This window comes from Thiobacillus sp. (genome assembly GCA_024235835.1).
GTDB lineage: Bacteria > Pseudomonadota > Gammaproteobacteria > Burkholderiales > Thiobacillaceae > PFJX01.
Genome location: JACKLQ010000003.1, coordinates 272,869 through 291,942, shown reverse-complemented (window position 1 = coordinate 291,942; position 19,074 = coordinate 272,869). Strand labels below are relative to the sequence as shown.

General features: G+C 63.5%; 20 protein-coding genes. 4 read left to right on the top strand and 16 right to left on the bottom strand.

What is annotated here, in order from left to right; all coding sequences use genetic code 11:
- Positions 1-112: 112 nt before the first annotated feature.
- The 9 genes from H6935_15535 to H6935_15495 form a co-directional block, all read right to left on the bottom strand.
- Positions 113-277: a hypothetical protein gene (locus H6935_15535; GenBank protein MCP5279746.1), complete on the bottom strand. Its 165-nt coding sequence runs from the start codon at positions 275-277 to the stop codon at positions 113-115.
- A gap of 92 nt (positions 278-369) precedes the next feature.
- The gene (locus tag H6935_15530) at positions 370-834 is read right to left on the bottom strand and encodes a DUF3577 domain-containing protein (GenBank protein ID MCP5279745.1); all 465 of its coding nucleotides are present in this window, start codon (positions 832-834) and stop codon (positions 370-372) included.
- Between the two features lie 658 nt (positions 835-1,492).
- Positions 1,493-1,888, bottom strand: coding sequence for a hypothetical protein (locus H6935_15525; protein ID MCP5279744.1), 396 nt, complete (start codon positions 1,886-1,888; stop codon positions 1,493-1,495).
- 41 nt (positions 1,889-1,929) lie between these two features.
- Positions 1,930-5,049, bottom strand: coding sequence for an efflux RND transporter permease subunit (locus H6935_15520; protein MCP5279743.1), 3,120 nt, complete (start codon positions 5,047-5,049; stop codon positions 1,930-1,932).
- 10 nt (positions 5,050-5,059) lie between these two features.
- Entirely contained in the window at positions 5,060-6,160 is a 1,101-nt protein-coding gene (locus H6935_15515; GenBank protein MCP5279742.1) for an HlyD family efflux transporter periplasmic adaptor subunit, read from the bottom strand.
- Positions 6,157-6,693 (bottom strand): hypothetical protein, encoded by a 537-nt coding sequence (locus tag H6935_15510; protein MCP5279741.1) that lies wholly within the window; start codon positions 6,691-6,693, stop codon positions 6,157-6,159. Before H6935_15510 ends, H6935_15515 begins: the two co-directional genes overlap by 4 nt.
- Positions 6,694-6,708: 15 nt before the next feature.
- Positions 6,709-7,914 (bottom strand): TolC family protein, encoded by a 1,206-nt coding sequence (locus H6935_15505; GenBank protein ID MCP5279740.1) that lies wholly within the window; start codon positions 7,912-7,914, stop codon positions 6,709-6,711.
- 173 nt (positions 7,915-8,087) lie between these two features.
- The gene (locus H6935_15500) at positions 8,088-8,438 is read right to left on the bottom strand and encodes a hypothetical protein (GenBank protein MCP5279739.1); all 351 of its coding nucleotides are present in this window, start codon (positions 8,436-8,438) and stop codon (positions 8,088-8,090) included.
- A complete protein-coding gene (locus H6935_15495) occupies positions 8,423-9,058 on the bottom strand; it encodes a cation transporter (GenBank protein ID MCP5279738.1) in 636 nt (211 codons plus the stop codon). The genes H6935_15500 and H6935_15495 overlap by 16 nt, the downstream gene beginning before the upstream one ends.
- Positions 9,059-9,156: 98 nt before the next feature.
- Here H6935_15495 and cadR point away from each other — a divergent pair, with 98 nt between their 5' ends.
- Complete coding sequence (gene cadR, locus H6935_15490) at positions 9,157-9,582, top strand: Cd(II)/Pb(II)-responsive transcriptional regulator (GenBank protein ID MCP5279737.1); 426 nt, start codon at positions 9,157-9,159, stop codon at positions 9,580-9,582.
- A 201-nt stretch (positions 9,583-9,783) separates the two neighbouring features.
- On the opposite strand, the gene H6935_15485 is transcribed toward cadR, so the two are convergent.
- From H6935_15485 to H6935_15455, 7 genes are all read right to left on the bottom strand, one after another.
- Positions 9,784-10,239, bottom strand: a complete 456-nt coding sequence (locus H6935_15485) for a rhodanese-like domain-containing protein (protein ID MCP5279736.1) — start codon at positions 10,237-10,239, stop codon at positions 9,784-9,786.
- Positions 10,240-10,261: 22 nt separating this feature from the next.
- Positions 10,262-11,569: an MFS transporter gene (locus H6935_15480; protein MCP5279735.1), complete on the bottom strand. Its 1,308-nt coding sequence runs from the start codon at positions 11,567-11,569 to the stop codon at positions 10,262-10,264.
- Position 11,570: 1 nt separating this feature from the next.
- The gene (locus H6935_15475) at positions 11,571-12,302 is read right to left on the bottom strand and encodes an MBL fold metallo-hydrolase (GenBank protein MCP5279734.1); all 732 of its coding nucleotides are present in this window, start codon (positions 12,300-12,302) and stop codon (positions 11,571-11,573) included.
- A 24-nt stretch (positions 12,303-12,326) separates the two neighbouring features.
- Positions 12,327-12,677 (bottom strand): DsrE family protein, encoded by a 351-nt coding sequence (locus H6935_15470; GenBank protein ID MCP5279733.1) that lies wholly within the window; start codon positions 12,675-12,677, stop codon positions 12,327-12,329.
- A complete protein-coding gene (locus H6935_15465) occupies positions 12,677-13,345 on the bottom strand; it encodes a metalloregulator ArsR/SmtB family transcription factor (protein MCP5279732.1) in 669 nt (222 codons plus the stop codon). The genes H6935_15470 and H6935_15465 overlap by 1 nt, the downstream gene beginning before the upstream one ends.
- Positions 13,346-13,477: 132 nt before the next feature.
- On the bottom strand, positions 13,478-14,869 hold the full coding sequence (locus H6935_15460) for a heavy metal sensor histidine kinase (GenBank protein MCP5279731.1): 1,392 nt from the start codon (positions 14,867-14,869) through the stop codon (positions 13,478-13,480).
- Between the two features lie 248 nt (positions 14,870-15,117).
- Positions 15,118-15,798 (bottom strand): heavy metal response regulator transcription factor, encoded by a 681-nt coding sequence (locus H6935_15455; protein MCP5279730.1) that lies wholly within the window; start codon positions 15,796-15,798, stop codon positions 15,118-15,120.
- A gap of 158 nt (positions 15,799-15,956) precedes the next feature.
- On the opposite strand from H6935_15455, the gene H6935_15450 reads away from it, so the two are divergent.
- The 3 genes from H6935_15450 to H6935_15440 are packed head-to-tail and all read left to right on the top strand — an operon-like array spanning position 15,957 to position 19,071.
- Positions 15,957-16,250 carry a hypothetical protein gene (locus tag H6935_15450; GenBank protein MCP5279729.1) on the top strand — a complete coding sequence of 98 codons (294 nt, stop codon included), beginning with the start codon at positions 15,957-15,959 and terminating at the stop codon, positions 16,248-16,250.
- A 32-nt stretch (positions 16,251-16,282) separates the two neighbouring features.
- Positions 16,283-17,686: a TolC family protein gene (locus tag H6935_15445; GenBank protein MCP5279728.1), complete on the top strand. Its 1,404-nt coding sequence runs from the start codon at positions 16,283-16,285 to the stop codon at positions 17,684-17,686.
- Between the two features lie 20 nt (positions 17,687-17,706).
- On the top strand, positions 17,707-19,071 hold the full coding sequence (locus tag H6935_15440) for a copper oxidase (protein MCP5279727.1): 1,365 nt from the start codon (positions 17,707-17,709) through the stop codon (positions 19,069-19,071).
- Positions 19,072-19,074: the final 3 nt, after the last annotated feature.

The following is a 19,074-nucleotide window of genomic DNA, read 5'->3' as shown; positions in this document are numbered from 1 at the left end:
TCCTTTCGAGAATGAACTGGCGGGCATCACGCTCCCCGGCGGGAAGCAACGGCCCGCCAAGGGTGATAAGACGAATGCGATCGATGCGATGGCTTGAGATGGAGGGTCCGCGTTAGGCAGGTGTCCAGTCCCCCGACATCAAGGCTGCTTGCGCTGCCTCGAACGCCAGGTAGAACTCCTCGGACACCCGCGCAAAGTCGCCGCTCTCCTCATCGAAGGCAGCGATGAAGAACCCCCAGCCCAGACATTCCATGACGATCTGTTCATGAACTTCCATGGTGGTCTCCCCAAGGAATGGCCGGGAAGACCGCATCCCGTCAGGGAACGGACGGTTCCCCGGCAGGGTGGATGGAAGGGAAAAACACAGCCCTACTGCGCGGTGCTGTCCGAATGGGATTGGGGTGGTTCGACAGGCAGCGTCACCGCCTGGCCGTCCACCTTGGCGAAGCCGATCTTCAGCAGACGCCCCTTGATGGCGACGCCTTGCTGACCGACCTTCTCGCCCCGTTCGTAGGTGAAAAGCTCCGGATATATGTCGCCGATCCGGAAGCCGATGACCACGGGCTTCTTCCCGTCGACTTCGGGCTTCAGCATGGCGACGATGCGCCTGGCCTCACCCCCGGTGACCCGGAGATCGAACTTCGTGTACTCCACGTCGTTCGGATCGCCCCGCATGGCCGAGATGGAACAGGCCATGAAAGGCTGGCCCTTGCGGGGTTTCACCTCGCGGATGCGATTGAGATAGCCGACCCCGTTCACATGCAGGTCGAAGAAGGCCTTCTCGCCGGCGGGCGTGCCGGTGGTGGATTGGGATAGAGACTGTGCTTGGGACATGGAACTCTCCTTCGGAAGAAAGAAAGGGGAACCATGCCCCGGACGGGGAAGGGGTTCCCCGCTGGGTGGATGCTACGGATGGATACGGAATCCCCGGTCTTGCGACCGTTCCGGTTTCAGGGACTGACCGGGCTCGAAGGCGCCTTGCGGCAAATGGCGGGATCATTCCCTGATCCCGACGGGTGCAGTGCGGTGCAAGCGAGCGGTTCTCCGCCAACGAAATACACTCTCAGGCTACCAAGGCTGAAAGCCTTGTCAAGCGGGGCTTCGCGGGCATGGGGATAGGGAATATCAGGGAAAGCTAGAGCAGGCCTGGTTCGGTGGATGGGAGAGCTGCATCCGGCAAACGGCAGCTATATGCGCTTCTTCCATCATTGTGCCGAGCCCCCTTATCGGGCAAGTCCTCGGCCAGAACGGCCATAGCCAGTTCCCATGACTGTACGTCCGTGAATTTCTGCCTCCGAAGCCTCAATTAGGCAGCACCCGCCTCAATCTGGGCAACGCTGATTCAATGGCTGCTATCTGATGCACAGCCGACGCTCCAGCATGGCAGAGTAATGGAGCCGCTGTGCTTTGCATCGCGCTGCTGCATGGCCGTCAAACCACCATCCGGTCCTGGGGGAGCAATGGGGGGCACCACTCCCGCCTACCCTTCCCTTTACTTGGCCAGCGTGTCATCCACCAACTTGAAGACTCTGCCGTCCTGAGCCCGACATGTGCCCTGAACATCGGGTAGATGGCTCACCCACTCGCAGTCCAAACGCTCCCCGTCCTTGGTTTTCAATACGGCTTGCCCTTCCCGGATATGCCGACGATGAATGCGAGACACATTGCGGTAGACCCCTCGGCATTCCAGGTTCAAACAACGCTCACTCTCCCATTCGCCCACGTAACGCTTGCCATCGAGCGTCACTTCCATGGAATTGTGAACAAGCCAAGTCAATGTCAGCGTGCCCACGGCTTGTGTGGCATCGTTGGCATCTTTGAGGGCCACATTGGAGGCACAACCGGTCAGGGCGAAGGCCAGGATGGTGAGGAGATGACTAAGTTTCATGGTGTGTCCTTTCTTCGAGTTGAATCGATTGGGCTTGTTTATCAAAGCGCCTCGGCCTCGCGGTCGGCCATCAGGCGTTCGGCGTCCCGGCGTCCGAACAGCCAGAACAGCGCGGGGGTGAGATAGGTATCCAACAAGGTGGAGCTGATGAGGCCGGAGAAGATGACCACGGCCACGGGGTGCAGGATTTCCGTGCCAGGTCGCTCGGCCTCGAACAGCAACGGGGCGAGGGCAAAGGCGGTCACCAGGGCGGTCATCAGCACCGGCGCCAGACGCTCCAGGGAGCCGCGCACGATCATCTTGTGGTCGAAGCCCTCTCCCTCGCGGCGCATGAGGTTGATGTAGTGGCTTACCTTCAGGATGCCATTGCGTACCGAGATGCCGGCCAGGGTGATGAAGCCGATCAGCGCCGCCACGGAGAGCGGCTGGCCGGACAACCACAACCCGATCACGGCCCCCACCAGGGCCAACGGGATGTTGGCCATAATCAGCAGCGACAGCCGCGCCGATTTGTAGCGGCTGTAGAGCACCACGAACATCAGCGTCAGCGAGACCACGGACAACAATCCGACCAGCTTCGAGGCCTCCTCCTGGGCCTGGAACTGGCCGCCCAGGGTGATGAAATAGCCCTCCGGCAGCTTCGTGTCTCCAACCACCCGGCGGATGTCCGCCACAACTTCGGACAGTGCCCGGCCTTGGGCGTTGGCGGAAATGACGATGCGGCGCTTGCCGTCGTCGCGGCTGATCTGGTTGGGGCCGTCGCTGTCCTCGATGGTGGCGATGCGTGACAGGGGCACGCTGCCGTTCGGGGTGCTGAACTGGATGCGGCCCAGACCCTCCACCGTGCGCGCCGACTCCGGCAGGCGCATGACCAGGGCGAAGCGCCGCCCACCCTCGATGATCTGGGTGGCCCGCTCACCTTCCACCAACCCTTGCAGCATGGCCAGGATCTGCGGCGTAGGTACGCCGTATTGGGCTGCCGCCGCGTAGTCGATGCGCACCTTGATTTGGGGTGCGAGCACCTGCTTTTCGACTTCCAGGTCAGCCAGGCCTGGGATGCCGGCGAGTTTCTCCCGTAGCCCCTCCGCCTGGGCGCGCAGGGTGTCCAGGTCATCGCCGAAGAGCTTCACGGCGATCTGGGCGCGCACGCCCGACAGCATGTGGTCGATACGGTGTGAAATGGGCTGGCCGATGCCAATGGCTGCCGGCAGGTTGACCAAGCGCCCGCGGATATCGGCCAGGATATCGTCCATCGGCCGGGTCAGTTCGGTCGCGGGCTTCAAGCCCACATCCAGTTCGCTGACGTGCACCCCCTCGGCATGTTCGTCCAGTTCGGCGCGACCGCTGCGCCGTCCGACGTGGACCACCTCGGGTACTTGGCGCACCAGCACCTCGGCCTGTCGGGCCAGGGCGGACGATTCGGCCAGGGTCACGCCAGGATTGAGGCGCAGGCCGATGAGCAGGGTGCCTTCGTTGAACGGCGGCAGGAAGGTGGTGGGGAAGAACGGCACCGCCACCGCCGCCACCAGCACTGCCGTGGCCCCCGCCGCCAAGGCCGCACGGGGTCGGTTCAGCACGGATTGCAGGCTGCCGCGATAACGCACCTTGAGCCAAGCCAGCAGTTTCGTGTCGCCGTGGTCGAGGGACTTCATGCGCGGCAGCAGATAGAACGCCAGCACCGGGGTGATCGTCACCGAAACCACCAGGGAAGCTAGAGTCGAGACGATGAAGGCCACGCCCAGCGGTACGAACAGCCGCCCCTCCATGCCTGGCAGGGCGAACAGCGGCAGAAACACCAGCACGATGATGAGGGTGGCATAGAGGATGGCCGAACGCACCTCCAGGGTGGCGTGGGCTACCAGTTCGATGGGGTGCAGGCGGTGCTCATGATGTTTGATTCGTTCTTCCTTGAGCCGCCGCAGGACGTTCTCGATGCCCACCACCGCGTCATCCACCAAACCGCCGATGGCGATGGCAAGGCCGCCCAGGGTCATGGTGTTGATGGACATGCCGAACTGCTTGAACACCAGCGCGGTCATGAAGATCGATACCGGGATGGCGGTGAGCGCGATCACGGTCGGGCGCAGGGTGCCCAGGAAGAAGAACAGGATCACCGCGACGAACACCGAGGCGCCGATCAGCTTGCCTTGCAGGGTATCGATGGAGGCCTCGATGAAGCTGGCCTGTCGGAAGGTGACGCGGGGCTCGGCCATACCCGCCGGCAGGCCCTGTTTCAGCGTGCCCAGGGCGTCCTCGATGGACCGGGTCAACCCGATAGTGTCCGCCGTGGGTTGTTTCTGGATGCCCAGGATCACCGCCGGCCTGCCCTCGAAACCGGCATCGCCACGTTTTATGGCCGGGGCGAAAGTCACCCCGGCAATCTGGCGCAGCAGGATGGGTTGCCTGTTACGGCTGGTCAGCGCCAGGTTCTTTAGGTCCTCCAGGCGGGAGGTGCGGCCCAAGTTGCGGATCAGGTATTCGCGGCCGTTGAGTTCCAGAAAGCCGCCCGAGGTGTTGGACGAGAAACCGCGCAGGGCGTCGTCGAGCTGGTCGTGGGCGATGCCCAGCTCCGCCATGCGCACGGTGTCCGGCTGCACCTGGAATTGGCGCACCTCGCCGCCGATGGGGATGACCTGCGCCACGCCGGGGATCGCCATGAGGCGGGGCCGAAGCACCCAGTCGGCGTATTCCCGCACCTCCATGGGTGTGATCTTTTCCGTGTCGATGGGGATGGCGATCTGCATGATCTCGCCCATGATCGAACTGATCGGCCCCATGCGCGGGGTCACGCCATCGGGCAGGCCTTCTTCCATGGAGGTGAGACGCTCCGAAACCATCTGCCGTGCGCGGAAGATGTCGGTGCGCCAGTCGAAGGTGACGTAGATGAAGGACAGCCCGGCGCTGGATACCGAGCGCACGCTCTCCACCCCCGGCAGCCCGTTCATGGTGGTCTCCAGCGGGAAGGTAATGAGTTGCTCTACCTCCTCCGGGGCCATGCCACCGGCCTCAGACATTAGGGTGACGGTGGGCTTGTTGAGGTCGGGAAATACATCCACAGGGGTGCGGGTCAGGGTGAACGCGCCGTAGGCCATCACCACCAGGCTGGCGATGATCACCAGCAGCCGGTTGCTCAGGCTGTTGTTGAGTAGCCACTTGAACATGACAGCGCCCCTACCTGACCTGATTGACCAGGGTCGCGGCGCGCACCACCACCCGGTCACCCGCTTTCAGTCCGGCGGTCACCGCCACGTTGGCGCCGTCCAGGGGCTCCACGGTCACCGTGCGGGGCTCGAAATGTTCCGGTGCGATCTTGACCCAGACGATGGCCTGGTTGGCCGGATTCTTCACCAGTGCCGCCGCCGGCACGCGGTAGCCCTGCACCGTGCTTCTGGATAGGGCATAGACCTTCACCGGCTGGCCCACCGCCAAGTTGGCCAAGGCATTGCCCTCGCCCCGGAACAACAGCGGCAAGGCCTGCTCGCGCAGGCTGCGGGCGGCACCGACGAAGGTCAAAGGCACCCGAACCTCGCCCACCGCCAGACTGCCTGACTCCACGTCCTGGGCCTGGCTGGTGTCGTAGGCCAGCGCCTCGATGCGCAGGCGGTTGGGATCGACCACCTCGAACACCACCTCGCGCGCCTCGACTACCTGGCCGGCCACGGCGTTGCTCATGGCGATGACCCCTGACACGGGAGCCACCAGGGCGTCTCGGTTGGAAAGTCCCGCGCCCAGGGCAGCGATGCGACCAGTGAGGCTGTCGATCTCGCTTTCGGCAGCCTCGATGTCCTTGCGCGGGACGGTGTCGGCCAGTTCCTTCAAGCGGGCCAGACGCTTTTCGGCCAAGCCCTTGGCGGCACGCAACTCCGCCAACTGGGCGGCCTGGTTGGAGCGCTCGATCATACCGGCGGAAGGCACCACCCAGGCCAGCACCTGGCCTTTCCTGACCCGTTGTCCGATGTTGGGAAAGCCGCGCGGTCCGGGCTCCAGCCGGCCGGCGATGAGGGCCTGCACTCGGCCGCCAGTATTGGAATCCATGACCACCTTGCCGGAGAGTTCGAAGGCGCGGGGCAACACAGCTTCCTCGACCGGCAGTGTGCGTACGCCGATCTGCCGTTGCGCCGGCTTGGGCAGGAACACGCCGCCGTCCGGCAAGCGCTTGGGACCGTTGCTGTTAATGGCGGCGGGGGCGTCGCCGTGGTCGTGGCCTTCGCCGGCATGGGCGCCAGACACCAGGGCCAGGCAGAGCATGGCCAGAATGGCAATGGGCTTCATGCGGCACCTCCCGGACGGCGGCTACGCAGGCGGCGGATGAGCCAGGCCAGGCCGACCAGGACCGTGCCGGCGATAGCGGCCCAGAGAGCATATTCCTGCCAGCCGTGGACATGGTCAGTCTCGGTTGTCCCGGTTTCTTCGTGGATGTCGAGATCACCAGCCAGGTGGTCGGTCTCCTCGCCGGCCCTGATGGTGGCGGCCACCGGTATTTCCCCCGGTGCGAGGGACTTGGCCAGGGTGGCCTCGAATTCCCCTTCGCCATGGGCCTCCACCGGTACTTTGACACCACCCAGCGTCAGTTCGAGCTTGGCGTCCTTGACCGGGCTGTTATCGGCAGCGTGGTCGAGCCAGAGGGTCAAATGGGTACCTTCGAGCACGCCAACCAGTTCGAAGAGATCGGACGCAGCGGCGAAGCGCGGCAAGGCGGGGCCAGACGTAGCGGCAGGGGCGTCGCCGTGGTCGTGATCCTCTCCGGCCCAGGCCGCCATGGACGCGGTCAGGACCAGGGCCGCCAGCAGGTGTGTGGGTTTCATGGATTGTTCTCCTGGTTATTCGGGTAGCAGGCCCATGGCCTGGCGCAAGGCGGACACCGAGGCGGCCAGTTCGACGCGGGCACGGGCGGCATCGCGCTCGGCCTCGGCCGCCTCACCCTCGATGCGCATACGGGTGGGCAGGTCGGTTTCACCCAGGCGGAAGGATTTCTCGAAGAAGCCCCGTGTCTCGTTGGCCAGCCGCGCCCGCTGTTCAGCGGCGGCCAGCCAGGCGCGGGCCGACTCTTCACGTTGACGGGCGGCGTCGATCCCGGCGGCGACGCGCTCCCGTTCGACGGCCAACCGGGACTCCGCCTCGGTTTCCTCGGCGGCGGCCGTGGCGACGCGGGCCCGCTGCCGGCTGTCTGAGCCGAAGGGAATGCGCACACCCAGGGTGAGGGTCTGGGACCAGGCATCCCCGGCATTGGCCCGGTCGCGCGTGGTCGCCAGCCGCAGTTCCGGGTTGGCACGGCTTTGCACGCCGGCCAGCTTCCGGGCGGCGCGGGCCGTTTCAACCTGGGCTGACCATTCCTTCAGGAGCGGATGGGCATCTCCTGCAACGACGTGGGCGGGCGTGGGCTCGGCGGTGGTGGATACAGCGTCCCGCACCACTTCGCCCGTGAGGGCGCGCAGCCGTTTGGCAGCTTCGGCCAACAGCCCGCGCGCTCGCGCGACTTCGGCGATTGCCCCTGCCACAGAGGCATCGGCCTGGTGCCCATCGGCCCGTGACAGGTCACCCGCCTTGACCCGCCGGGCCACGTCGGCTGCCAGCCGCTCGGCGTTCTTCCTGCGTCCTTCGGCGGCCTCCAGATCGATGCGCGCCAGGGCCAGGGACCACCAGGCCTCGCGCACTTCGCCAGCCGTGCGCAGTCGTGCAGCCTCCAACTGACCCTCCAGCGCGGCACCTTCGACTTCGGCCAGGGCGCGTTGGCCAGCCCGCTCGCCCGGCAACCAGAGTGGCATGGCAAGCCCAGCTTCGAATTCCCGGCTACCGTGGTCACGATTGAGCTGGTCCGTCTTATAGGAAACCTCCAGGCTGGGCGGCTCCGCCAGCCAACTGTCGGCGGTTTGCCGGCGTGCCCCGACGGCATCGCGCCGTGCCCCGGCGGCACGCGCCTCCGGCTGGCGTGCCCAGGCGGCCTCGAAGGCCTGGTTGAGATATGGCGGGGTTTCCACTGCCCAGGCAGCGGAAACCAGGGCGGCAAGCGGGATGCCCCATGCCATCAGCAAGAGGGAAACACGGCCTCCCAAGCAGCACGCAATGTTCATTTGAAGCCTCGTCCTGTTGCAGCCACCCAAGTGGAGGGCAGCCGGAATGCGCGTAAATGCTTACGTCAAACCCGGCGAGGCACACGCGACAACGAGGGGATCGAGGAACGCGCCAACCTGCCGGAGTTTCAGGCGAGGTCGGCTAGAGGGGGGCGGAACAGGGAGCCTGGCGGCGGGGTGGGCAGGAAGACCCGATAGGTCATGGCATCGCGGCCTTGCGACGCCGGTAGCAGGGGCGGGTTTGCGTCGATGACGGCCTGCGTGAAATGCGCGTGGCAACTCGGGCAGTCGGCATCGAAATCGCTGTTGCCGGGATCGCTATCGGCTTGGGCAGCGCTGGCCTGATGCTCATGCGCGTGGTGACCGAAGTGCTGCTGGGCCTTGCCATCCTGTTCATGCTGGCAATAAGCCGCCACTGCCGCAGTGGACCACTGCAACGGCAGGAGGAGCATAAAAAGGATGGCTACGAGCTTGCGCATGCCGGGGATGCTAACTCAGCGCGCGCGTGGCGTACAACCGAGACCGAGGCGGTCAGCGCCAGTGTCGCCATCACGCCGGCTACCAGCAGGTCGGGCCAGGCCGTGCCGGTGCCGAACACACCCAGGGCGGCCAGCGCCACCGCTACGTTGCCGATGGCGTCATTGCGGCTGCATAGCCAGACGGAGCGCATGTTGGCGTCCCCGTTGCGCCAGGCATACAGCATGATCGCCACGCCGACGTTCACCGCCAGGGCCAGCAGGGCCACCAAACCCATGGTCAGCGGCTCGGGTGGGATGCCCAGCGCGGCAGCCCAGACGGTCTTGGCCAGCACCAGAACGCCATAGGCGCCCATGGTGACGCCTTTGATCCAGGCCGCCCGTGCACGCCAGGCCAGGCCCATGGACAGCACCGCCAGGGAGAGACCGTAGTTGGCGGCGTCCCCCGCGAAATCGACCGCGTCGGCCAACAGCGAAACCGAGCCGGATTTCAGGCCGCCGCCGATCTCCACCACGAACATCACAGCATTGAGGACAAGCGCTATCCACAGTGCCCGGCGATATCGCGGCGAAATGGCGGTAGTTGAAGCGTCACAGCTTCCAGAACACGAGCAACCTGGCATGGCCACATCTTGCAGTGAGGGGATGGCCACATTGGAAACCTTGGAGCCACTCCAGGGTCAAGAGGGTAAAGTCATGCCGTTGATGATGGGAGTCACCCATGCGCATAGGCGAGCTGGCGCAAGCCACAGGTGTAGAAATCGAGACCATCCGCTATTACGAGAAGGCCGGGCTGCTACCGGAGCCCGGACGCGAGGCCAACGGCTACCGGGCCTACCAGCAGCAGCATCTGGAACGGCTGGCCTTCATCCGTCATTGCCGGGCATTGGACATGCCGCTGGAGTCTATCCGGCGATTGCTGGATTTCGTCGCCCATCCAGAGGAGCAATGTGGCGACATCAACCGGTTGATCGACGAGCAATTGGCACGAGTACAGGCTCGGCTCACCAGCTTGCACGCGCTGGAGAGACAACTTATCTCACTGCGGGCTCAGTGCGGGGAGAATCACAGGGCCAGCGAGTGTGGGATTCTGCATGAACTGGTTGCTGCGGCGCATGGGGAGGCTTGCGCCTGTCATCCGATTTGATGCCTGATTTGGCCGAACAGCGCGCCTACGGTGTCAGGCAGGCCTCAGATGCAGTCCGGCCTCTCGAATGACCGATTTTCCTGGATGACGAGGGATCGCAGCAGGTTCCAACTTGCCCCTAAGTGCATCGCCTGATTGCTAGCGTTGGCCTGAGAGGAACATGGAGGTCCGGGTACCCTTGCGCGTACTCACACTCACGCCCTAGTGCCCTGCAGGATGACTTGCCCGTTTGTTTGCCTCGAAGCCACCTTTAGCCTTCCAGCCTTCGAAGCCATCCTGCAGCACCTTGACGTTATCCCACCCGAGCAGACGGAGCGCGAACACAGCCTGGGCGGAGAGGGAGCCGGAGTTGCAGTAGATCACCACCAGTCCGTCCTTGGGGATATCGTAACGTTTAGCCGGAATCCGACGCCAGTCAATGTTTCGCGCGCCCGGGATATGGTCCTTGGCGAACTGCACAGCATCACGGGCGTCGATGACCAAGATACGTTTCCAGTCCTCCTCTGGGATTTGCTCTGGCCAGATCAGACTGCTGCCGTACTCAGTGAAGTCCATGTACTCCTCGATGGTTTCGGCTGCGGCGGCCTTGTCTGCGGCATGGACGGGCAGTGCCAGTAGGGCGATGCTGGCAACGAGGGCAAGCAGGGTCTTGGACATGAAGTTCTCCATGGTTTGCGGGTTAATGCCGGGCAGGGTTAAGACGTGGGTGGGTCTCTTCGCCCACCCACCAGACGATGACGCCGGATACGAGCATGGCCGCAGCCGTGAACCAGAATCCGGCCTCGATGTTGCCGACTAGGCTGGCTACTGCCCCCAGCAATAGGGCGCCGATGCCATAGCCAAGGTCGCGCCAGAAGCGGTAGATGCCGATGGCACTGCCCCGCCAGTTGGGATGAGCGATGTCGGCGACGGCTGCCGACAGGTTGGGGTACAGCAGGGCCATGCCGAAGCCAGTGACGGCGGCGGCGAAGGACCACCAGATTTCGCCCTCGCCCAGCAGGGTGAGGGCCACGCCAGCACCGCACAGCCACATACCCCAGATGATGGGCTTCTGGCGACCGATCTTGTCCGAAAGGTGTCCGGTGAAGAACTGGGACATGCCCCAGACGAAACCGTACACCCCCACCACCCAGCCGATGCCAGCCAGAGACAGACCGCGCTCATAGAGCAACACGGGATAAAAGACCCAGACCAGAGCGTCGACAAACTTCTCCACGAGGCCAGCCTGGCTGAGGGCGAACATGCGCCGATCCCGCCAGCTCATCAGCGTGAACACCTCCCAGGTCGTGGGCTGGTCGTCGATGTTGGTGGGATAACGGGGCTTTGGCCCGGTGACCTGGCCGGCGGCGTGTTTCTTGCCCTCGGCGTGGGCCCAAGGCAGGGTGTCCTTCACCCAGAGCAGGGTCAGCAGTCCTGCGACAAGTATCGCTGCCAGACCGAACACGAACAGTCCCAAGCGTGGCCCAAGGCCGGCAGCCATGTAGCCTGTGACGATGCCGGCCACCGCCACGCCGAAGTAGCCCGAGAACTCGTTCAGACCGATGGTCAGGCCCCGCTGTTCAGGCCGGGTGAGGTCCAGCTTGGCGGTCTGGGTCATGGACCAGGTGAATCCCTGGTTGATACCGAGCAGCACGGTGGCGAACACGATCCAGTCCCAGGACGGGGCGTAGAGGATGATGAAGGGGATTGGCACCGCTGCGACCCAGCCCCAGAACAGCACTTGCTTACGGCCAATACGCTCGGACAATCGACCTGCAACGAAGTTGAGAGTGCCTTTGACGAAGCCGAAGGCCACCACGAAGGCCATCAACATCATGAAGGAACCCTTGGCGACGCCGAACTCGGATTCAGCCAAGGCCGGCACCACCGTGCGGGTCATGCCGATGGTGAGCCCCACCAGGAAGACCTGAATCAACTGATGGCCGAACTGGGCGATGTTGTGACGGATGCCGTAGCGGTAGTCCGCCACTTCCTGGGCAACGGTCATCTCAAGCGCCCAGGTTGAAGGCCACCATGCGATCCATTTCGGCTGGCCGGGGCGGGATTTCCTTGGTCAGGGAGGCGACGAAGTCATCCTTCTCTAGCGCCAGGATGGGATTCCAGCGTTTTTCAAAGCCCAGGGTGGAGCCGGGCTTGCCGGACATGCCAGCACCACAAACGCTGCCGGAAGTATGGCCGGGATAGATTTCGACCTCGGGCGCCAGAGATAGGAGGCGCTGGTGGATCGATTCGTGGATCTGCACGGCCATCACCGTCTCCTTGCCGGCCAGGTCGGGCCGTCCCACGGCACCGATGAACAGGGTGTCCCCGGTGAGCACGAACCAGGGTGCCTCGGCACGACGCTTATCCGTCACCAGCACGCAGATGGAATCCGGCGTGTGGCCGGGGGTATGCAGGACGTCGATGTAGACGTTGCCGACGTCGATGCGCTGGTTGTCCTTGAGGGGCTCGAAGGGATACTTCACCCGTCCCGCATTGGATTCGTGCAGACAATACTTCGCGCCCGCCTTTTCGGCCAAGGCTCGGCCCCCGGAATAGTGGTCGGCATGAACATGGGTGTCGATGACGTGGGTGATCTTCACGTCCTGCTTGGCCGCCTCGGCCAGGAACCAATCCTCGTCGCCCAGAACCGGATCAACGACTACGGCCACATGGCAGGAAGCGCAGCCGAACAGGTAGGAAAGCGTGGCCTCCTTGGCCAGAAGTTGGCGGAAAAACATCGTTGTCTCCTCGTTGGGTGTGATTCAGAAAACCAGAACCTTGTCGGACTGCTGGGTCCAATGGACAAGCTCTTCCAGAGTGGAGCGCCGCGCGCCCTCCAGCAGTTCCGCATCTGTCATGCCGCGGGCATCCATGCAGGTGCCGCACACCGCCACCTCTCCGTGGCGGACGACCCGGCCCAACATCAGATTGATGTTGTAGAACCCTTGGGGCACCTGCTGTCCCCGCTTGGCGCAGAGGGCGGCGTCCCCCATGAGAAAGAGCCGCACCTGCTCTCCTTCCTGCTTGGCCAGCGTCCCGGCCAGGCGCAAGGCGTTGTAGGGGCGTTCGTTGCCATAGGGCGCATCGTTGAGGATGAAGAGATACCTGGCCATCAGGTTTCTCCGGATTCGATGGGGAGTCCTGCCGCCAGCCACTCCGGCAAACCGTCGGTGATCTTGTGGGCGTCGTAGCCATGCTCCCGCAGCAGTTGCACCGCCTCGGCGGACAGCATGCAGAAGGGGCCACGGCAGTAGGCGACGATCTCCTTGTCCGCAGGCAACTCGGCCAGGCGTCTCTTGATTTCCTCCAGCGGCATGGAGCGGGCGTAAGGCAGGTGCCCATTGGCGTATTCATCTGAGGGACGCACGTCCAGCACCACCACATCACCACGCCGGGCTTTTTCCAGCAGGCCGCGCCGGGTCTCGGCGTCCAGTTTCTCCGGAGTCGAGAAGATCTGGTCCATGGCCACCTTCAGTTCCACCAGGTGTTCCTCGGCGACGGTACGCAGATTGACCCAGAGGTCGCTGACATCGCTGCCAGTCAAGCGATAGGCGATGAAGCGACCCTCGCGCCGAGTCTCGACCAGGCGCGCCTCCTTTAAGACCCGCAGGTGGGCGCTGGCAAGTTTGATGTCGATGTTGGCCTCTGCGGCCAGGACTTCGACGGTCTTCTCACCTTGAGCGAGTATCTCCAGAAGTTCCAGCCGCTTGGGACTGGAAGTGGCCTTGCCGATGCGGGCGACCTGTTCGTAGAGCAGGTCCTTGAGTTGGCGCTTGTTCATATGTCTAACAATCTAACGATGTTTAGAATGTAGCAGGTGCAAATGCAAGATTCAATCGTGTTATCTGTCTGTAATGGCCGAGCTCGAGACGTTTTGCCACCGGCCCCATCGGGCAGATTATTGGCTATGTTCTCAAATCACCTTCATCGGTAGCCACATCTCGAAAACCGTTCGGCCCGCCGTGGTGGAAGCTGAGATTCTGCCTCCGTGAACGTCAACTATTGAACGGACAATGGCGAGCCCGAGACCCGTGCCTCCAGAACTGCGCGCGGGGTCGCCCGTATAGAAACGATCGAACAGGTGAGGAAGCTTCTCCGGGGAGATCGTTCCGGGGTTCTCCACGGCGATGACCGCGTGATCCGACTCTAAGGTGAGTCGAATCGTCACGCTGCCGCCAGTTGAGGTGTGGCGGATGGCGTTGGCCAGCAGGTTGGACAGGCCCCGGCGCAGCATCAGGCGATCCCCGGGTACGCTTGCCTCGCCTTCAAGAAGTATCTGGATGCCATGCTCCTCGGCAACGATGCCGTGGAACTCGATCAAGTCCTGGGCCTCTCGCGTAAGGTCGACCGTCTCCCGGTTCGGCACGATGAGCCGGTTGTCGGCCTTGGCGAGGAACAGCATTTCGTCCGTCATCCTGGCCAAGCGCTCATATTCTTCGACGTTGGATTGCAACACGCCACGATATTCATCGACGCCGCGGGCGCGGCTCAGGGCTACTTGTGTCTGGGTCATCAGGTTGGAAATGGGCGTCCGCAGTTCATGGGCAATGTCTGACGAGAACTCCGACAAGCGCCGGAAGGAATCGTCCAGTCGGGCCAGCATGGCATTGAACGACTGCGCCAGTTTTCTCAACTCGGAAGGACTGCCTTCCTCCGGCAAACGGGTCATGAGTTGTTCTGCCGATATCTCTGTCGCAAGGTCACTGAAGCGTCGTAGTGAAGCCAGACCACGATGGGTGGCATACCACCCCAGCCCTGCGGTCGCCAGGGCGGCCAGGGTCATGGCCAGCCCCAGGGTAAGGTGGAAACGTGCCATGAACAGTTCGTGATGTCCGATATCCTGGGCCACCGCGACGTACTGGGTTTCGGAGGTGCCTGCGACGACAGGCACGACCTTGCCCCGGTAGTTATGTTCCCCCAGACGCCATTGTCGGAGCCCACCAGCCAAGCACTCAGCCTGCTGGGTGGAGCAGGTGCTGGCATTCAACAAGGTGGCCGGGAAGGGTGCGCCTGGCGTGGCAAACCAGACGGCCCCATCGGCGTCCGTCACCGCAACGAACAGGCCATGATGTCCGACCAGCGCATCATCCAGCTGTTTCGGCAACTGCGCCATGGCCTCTTGACTGTCAGCGCGTTCGATCAGGTGGCGAATCAGCTCCAGCTTGCCATCCAGTTCATGCCGGTCGGATTCGATAAAATGCATTTCGACGGCGCGTGACAGAAATAAACCCGTTGCCAGCAGGACCGCACTTGCCGCAATGGCAAACAAGAGGCTGATACGAGCTGTCAGCGATAGGGACTTCATGGCGAGGTGGTCTTAGGCGTCAGATCCACGAGGGAGCAACTCGTTTTTCGATTGGCCAAACAATGCGGGCTGGCTGGTTCAAGTTCAAAAGAACATGACTTGGCCTGGAGCATGTCCCAGTCGGCCTGAGCATAGGCGTGGTGGGGTAGATTGGGCGGGTAGTACACGCAGCCGAAGCACAATGCGTTTACCTCATCCGTTGTAGTCGTCATAAGAGGGGGGCTCCTTGTCGATGTTCGAATTCGTAATCAACGCTCACTGTCATCCAATACGTAGCCCATGCCGCGCACGGTGTGGATGAGCTTGAGTTCGTGCCCCTCGTCGATCTTCACCCGCAGGCGGCGCACCGCCACGTCGATGACGTTGGTGTCGGAGTCGAAGTTCATGTCCCATACTTGGGAGGCGATGAGGGATCGGGGCAGCACTTCTCCCTGCCTGCGCATGAACAGTTCCAGCAGCGCGAACTCCTTGGCGGTGAGGTCGATGCGCCGCCCGCCCCGGCTGGCACGCCGGCGCAGCAGGTCCAGTTCCAGGTCAGCCACCTTGAGCAGCGTCGGCTCCAGGCCGGCACGCCCGCGCCGACTCAGGCTCCTCACCCGGGCGAGTAGTTCGGCAAAGGCGAAGGGCTTCACCAGATAGTCGTCGGCACCCAGTTCGAGGCCCTTGACCCGGTCCTCGACCTGATCCCGTGCCGTCAGGAACAGCACTGGTGTCTCCAGGCCGGCCCGACGTATGCCGTCCAATACCTGCCAGCCGTCCAGCCCGGGCAGCATCACGTCCAGGACGGCCACATCGTATTGGCCGGCTCGGGCCAACTCCAGCCCATCCCAACCGTCCCGTGCCAAATCAACTACGAAACCGGCCTCGGTGAGCCCCTGTTTCAAGTAGTCGCCCGTCTTGGGTTCGTCTTCAACGATCAGGATTTTCATGTGGCAGATGACTTTCAGATGGCTACATCCTGCCACAGCCCGTGGCCCCATTGATGGACATGACAGGTTTGTAATCCGCGCGTCATGTTCGCGTTGGCGTCACACATTCAGGATGGCCTCACGTTCACAACATCGTGACCTGCAAGGAGGAAGCCCCCATGAAAACAATGTTTGCCATCCTCATCCTGACGGTGGCCATGCCAGCGGCTGCGGCCTCACCGCCCGAGGATGGATACCGTTCCAGCACCGCCGATTACACCCCCTACCGCGAGGCACCCATAGCCGACTGGCGCATGGCCAACGAGGCTATGGGGCCTATGCACGGCCACATGGGCCACATGATGGTCGCGCCCGCCAGTGCCGTTGGCGGGAAAGGGGCAGACAGTTCAGCGCCCCAATCCGGATCGATGGAGACGGGTGGCCACCACCATCACAAGGGAGGCCAGCCATGAATCCTTTGTACCCAATCGCCGGAGCTTCCCTGATGCGCAGGGCCAAACTGCCCACCTTGCTGCTGAGCCTGGGCGTGCTGGGCGGTTGCGCCTCCTTCAGCCCGGATGGTGGCCTGGACAAGGTCACCTCGATCACCCAGGAACGCATGGCGGTGACGGCCCAGCCGATCCGCACCGAACAGGACTCCTCCCATGTCGCGGAAGAGGTGAAACGCCTGTTGGCCGAGTCGCTCACCGCTGAATCCGCGGTCAAGATCGCCGTGCTCAACAACCGCGGCCTGCAAGCGGACATGGCGAGTCTTGGCATTGCCGAAGCAGACCTGGTGCAGGCCGGTCGGCTACGCAATCCCGTATTCAGCTTCGAACGCACGTCAGGCGGCGGGGATGTGGACTACGGACGTAAGTTTCTGTTCGATCTACTGGGCCTGATGACCTTGTCCACCCGCAGTGATATCGAGCGTCGCCGATTCGAAGTCACCCAATTGCGCGTCGCCAACGCAACCCTCGATCTGGCGCAAACGACCCGACAGGCCTTTTTCGACGCGGTGGCGGCCCAGGAAAGTGCCAAGTACCAGGAACAGGTCCTGTCCGCCACCCAGGCTGGCTCGGAACTGGCACGGCGCATGGCCGACGTGGGCAACTTCAGCCGCCTGCGCCAGCAGAAAGAACAGCTGATGTATGCCGAGGCCACGGCCGAGCTGGCCCGGGCCCGTCAGAACGCAACATCAGCACGCGAACGCCTGACCCGGGTGCTGGGCCTGTCCGGCCAGGCGCGGCATTTCAACCTGCCTGACCGGCTGCCCGACCTGCCCGCCGAGCCGTTGGCTGAAAAAGACCTGGTCCAGCAGGCCATGGACAGCCGCCTGGACTTGCGCATGGCCAAGACAGAGATCACGGGCCTGGCGAAAAGCCTGGGCCTGACCCGGTCCACGCGCTTCGTCAACGTGCTGGAGGCGAGTTACCTGAACAACAACAGCAAAGGCAGCCCCCACCTGCGCGGCTACGAGATCGAGGTCTCGCTGCCCATCTTTGACTGGGGCCAGGCCCGCACCGCCAAGGCCGAGGCCCTATACACCCAGGCCATGCACCGGGTGGCCGAGATGGCCGTCAACGCCGAGTCGGAGGTGCGCGATGCCTATGGCGCCTACCGCACGGCCCATGACCTGGCCCGCCATTACCAGGACGAAATCGTGCCGTTGGCCAGGCGCATCTCCGAGGAGAACCTGCTGCGCTACAACGGCATGCTCATCGGCGTCTGGGACTTGCTTGCCGACAGCCGACGCCAGGTAGCCAACGTCAACGCTGCCATCCAGGCAAAGCGGGACTTCTGGCTAGCCGAGAGCAACCTTCAAATGGCCATGACTGGCAGCGGCGCGGGTAGCGTCAGCCTGTCCGGTGGTGCCGCCATGACCGCCGATGCCGGCGGCGGACACTGAATCGACAAGGAGAACAACGAATGGATCGCCGAGCATTTCTGAGAAATTCCGGTGCCGCTTTATTGGGCGCGGGTCTTGTATCCCGGGCCGGGGCCGCGAGCCTGCCCGAGGCCCCCATCTTCACCGACCCGGCCACCCAGCCGCCCCTGCATCCCGCCACTGGCCGCCCCTACAACCCGGTGGTGACCCTGAACGGCTGGACCCTGCCCTGGCGCATGAAGGACGGGGTCAAGGAATTCCACCTCGTGGCCGAGCCCGTGGTGAGGGAACTGGCCCCGGGCATGAAGGCCCACCTGTGGGGCTACAACGGCTCCAGCCCCGGCCCCACCATCGAGTGCGTGGAAGGCGACCGCATCCGCATCTTCGTCACCAACAAGCTGCCCGAGCACACCACCATCCACTGGCACGGCATCCTCCTGCCCAACGGCATGGACGGCGTCGGCGGCCTGAACCAGCCCCAGATCAAGCCGGGCAAGACCTTCGTCTACGAATTCGAGATGAAGAAATCGGGCACCTTCATGTACCACCCCCACGCCGACGAGATGGTGCAGATGGCCATGGGCATGATGGGCTTCCTGGTGGTGCACCCCAAGGACCCTGAGTTCATGCGGGTGGACCGGGATTTCGTGTTCCTGCTCAACGCCTTCGACATCGAGCCCGGAGCTGCCACACCCAAGATCAACACTATGCTGGACTTCAACCTGTGGTGCTGGAACAGCAGGGTTTTCCCGGGCATCGACCCTCTGGTGGTGCGCCAGGGGGACCGGGTGCGAGTGCGGTCAGGCAATCTCACCATGACCAACCATCCCCTGCACGTCCATGGCGTGGACTTCGAGGTGACCTGTACCGATGGTGGCTGGGTACGTGAGACGGCCCGCTGGCCCGAAGTGACCACCGACGTGGCCGTGGGCCAGATGCGCGCCATCGAGTTCGACGCCAAGCTGGCCGGCGACTGGGCCTTCCACTGCCACAAGTCCCATCACACCATGAACGCCATGGGGCACGACGTGCCCACCATGATCGGCGTGGACCAGCGAGAGGTGACGAAGACCATCAGCAAGCTGGTGCCAGACTATATGGAAATGGGGTCCGCTGGTATGGCGGAGATGGGCGAGATGGAGATGCCCCTGCCCGACAACACCCTGCCCATGATGACCGGCTGGGGCCAGTACGGCCCCATCGAGATGGGCGGCATGTTCACCGTGGTGAAGGTGCGCGAGGACCAGAAGCCGGGCGACTACTCCGACCCGGGCTGGTACAAGCACCCCGAGGGCACGGTGGCTTACGAATGGACCGGCGAGCCCCTGGCAACGGAACGCCGTGAAGGCCCCACTGCGGATGATCAAACCCTGAAGGCGGTGAAACCCACCGGCCACAACCATTGAGGT

Excerpts from the sequence above, each read along its gene's own strand:
- H6935_15535 (MCP5279746.1), bottom strand. The coding sequence starts at position 277 with ATGGAAGTTCATGAACAGATCGTCATGGAATGTCTGGGCTGGGGGTTC.
- H6935_15530 (MCP5279745.1), bottom strand. The coding sequence starts at position 834 with ATGTCCCAAGCACAGTCTCTATCCCAATCCACCACCGGCACGCCCGCC.
- H6935_15525 (MCP5279744.1), bottom strand. The coding sequence starts at position 1,888 with ATGAAACTTAGTCATCTCCTCACCATCCTGGCCTTCGCCCTGACCGGT.
- H6935_15520 (MCP5279743.1), bottom strand. The coding sequence starts at position 5,049 with ATGTTCAAGTGGCTACTCAACAACAGCCTGAGCAACCGGCTGCTGGTG.
- H6935_15515 (MCP5279742.1), bottom strand. The coding sequence starts at position 6,160 with ATGAAGCCCATTGCCATTCTGGCCATGCTCTGCCTGGCCCTGGTGTCT.
- H6935_15510 (MCP5279741.1), bottom strand. The coding sequence starts at position 6,693 with ATGAAACCCACACACCTGCTGGCGGCCCTGGTCCTGACCGCGTCCATG.
- H6935_15505 (MCP5279740.1), bottom strand. The coding sequence starts at position 7,914 with ATGGCATGGGGCATCCCGCTTGCCGCCCTGGTTTCCGCTGCCTGGGCA.
- H6935_15500 (MCP5279739.1), bottom strand. The coding sequence starts at position 8,438 with ATGCGCAAGCTCGTAGCCATCCTTTTTATGCTCCTCCTGCCGTTGCAG.
- H6935_15495 (MCP5279738.1), bottom strand. The coding sequence starts at position 9,058 with ATGCCAGGTTGCTCGTGTTCTGGAAGCTGTGACGCTTCAACTACCGCC.
- cadR (MCP5279737.1), top strand. The coding sequence starts at position 9,157 with ATGCGCATAGGCGAGCTGGCGCAAGCCACAGGTGTAGAAATCGAGACC.
- H6935_15485 (MCP5279736.1), bottom strand. The coding sequence starts at position 10,239 with ATGTCCAAGACCCTGCTTGCCCTCGTTGCCAGCATCGCCCTACTGGCA.
- H6935_15480 (MCP5279735.1), bottom strand. The coding sequence starts at position 11,569 with ATGACCGTTGCCCAGGAAGTGGCGGACTACCGCTACGGCATCCGTCAC.
- H6935_15475 (MCP5279734.1), bottom strand. The coding sequence starts at position 12,302 with ATGTTTTTCCGCCAACTTCTGGCCAAGGAGGCCACGCTTTCCTACCTG.
- H6935_15470 (MCP5279733.1), bottom strand. The coding sequence starts at position 12,677 with ATGGCCAGGTATCTCTTCATCCTCAACGATGCGCCCTATGGCAACGAA.
- H6935_15465 (MCP5279732.1), bottom strand. The coding sequence starts at position 13,345 with ATGAACAAGCGCCAACTCAAGGACCTGCTCTACGAACAGGTCGCCCGC.
- H6935_15460 (MCP5279731.1), bottom strand. The coding sequence starts at position 14,869 with ATGAAGTCCCTATCGCTGACAGCTCGTATCAGCCTCTTGTTTGCCATT.
- H6935_15455 (MCP5279730.1), bottom strand. The coding sequence starts at position 15,798 with ATGAAAATCCTGATCGTTGAAGACGAACCCAAGACGGGCGACTACTTG.
- H6935_15450 (MCP5279729.1), top strand. The coding sequence starts at position 15,957 with ATGAAAACAATGTTTGCCATCCTCATCCTGACGGTGGCCATGCCAGCG.
- H6935_15445 (MCP5279728.1), top strand. The coding sequence starts at position 16,283 with ATGCGCAGGGCCAAACTGCCCACCTTGCTGCTGAGCCTGGGCGTGCTG.
- H6935_15440 (MCP5279727.1), top strand. The coding sequence starts at position 17,707 with ATGGATCGCCGAGCATTTCTGAGAAATTCCGGTGCCGCTTTATTGGGC.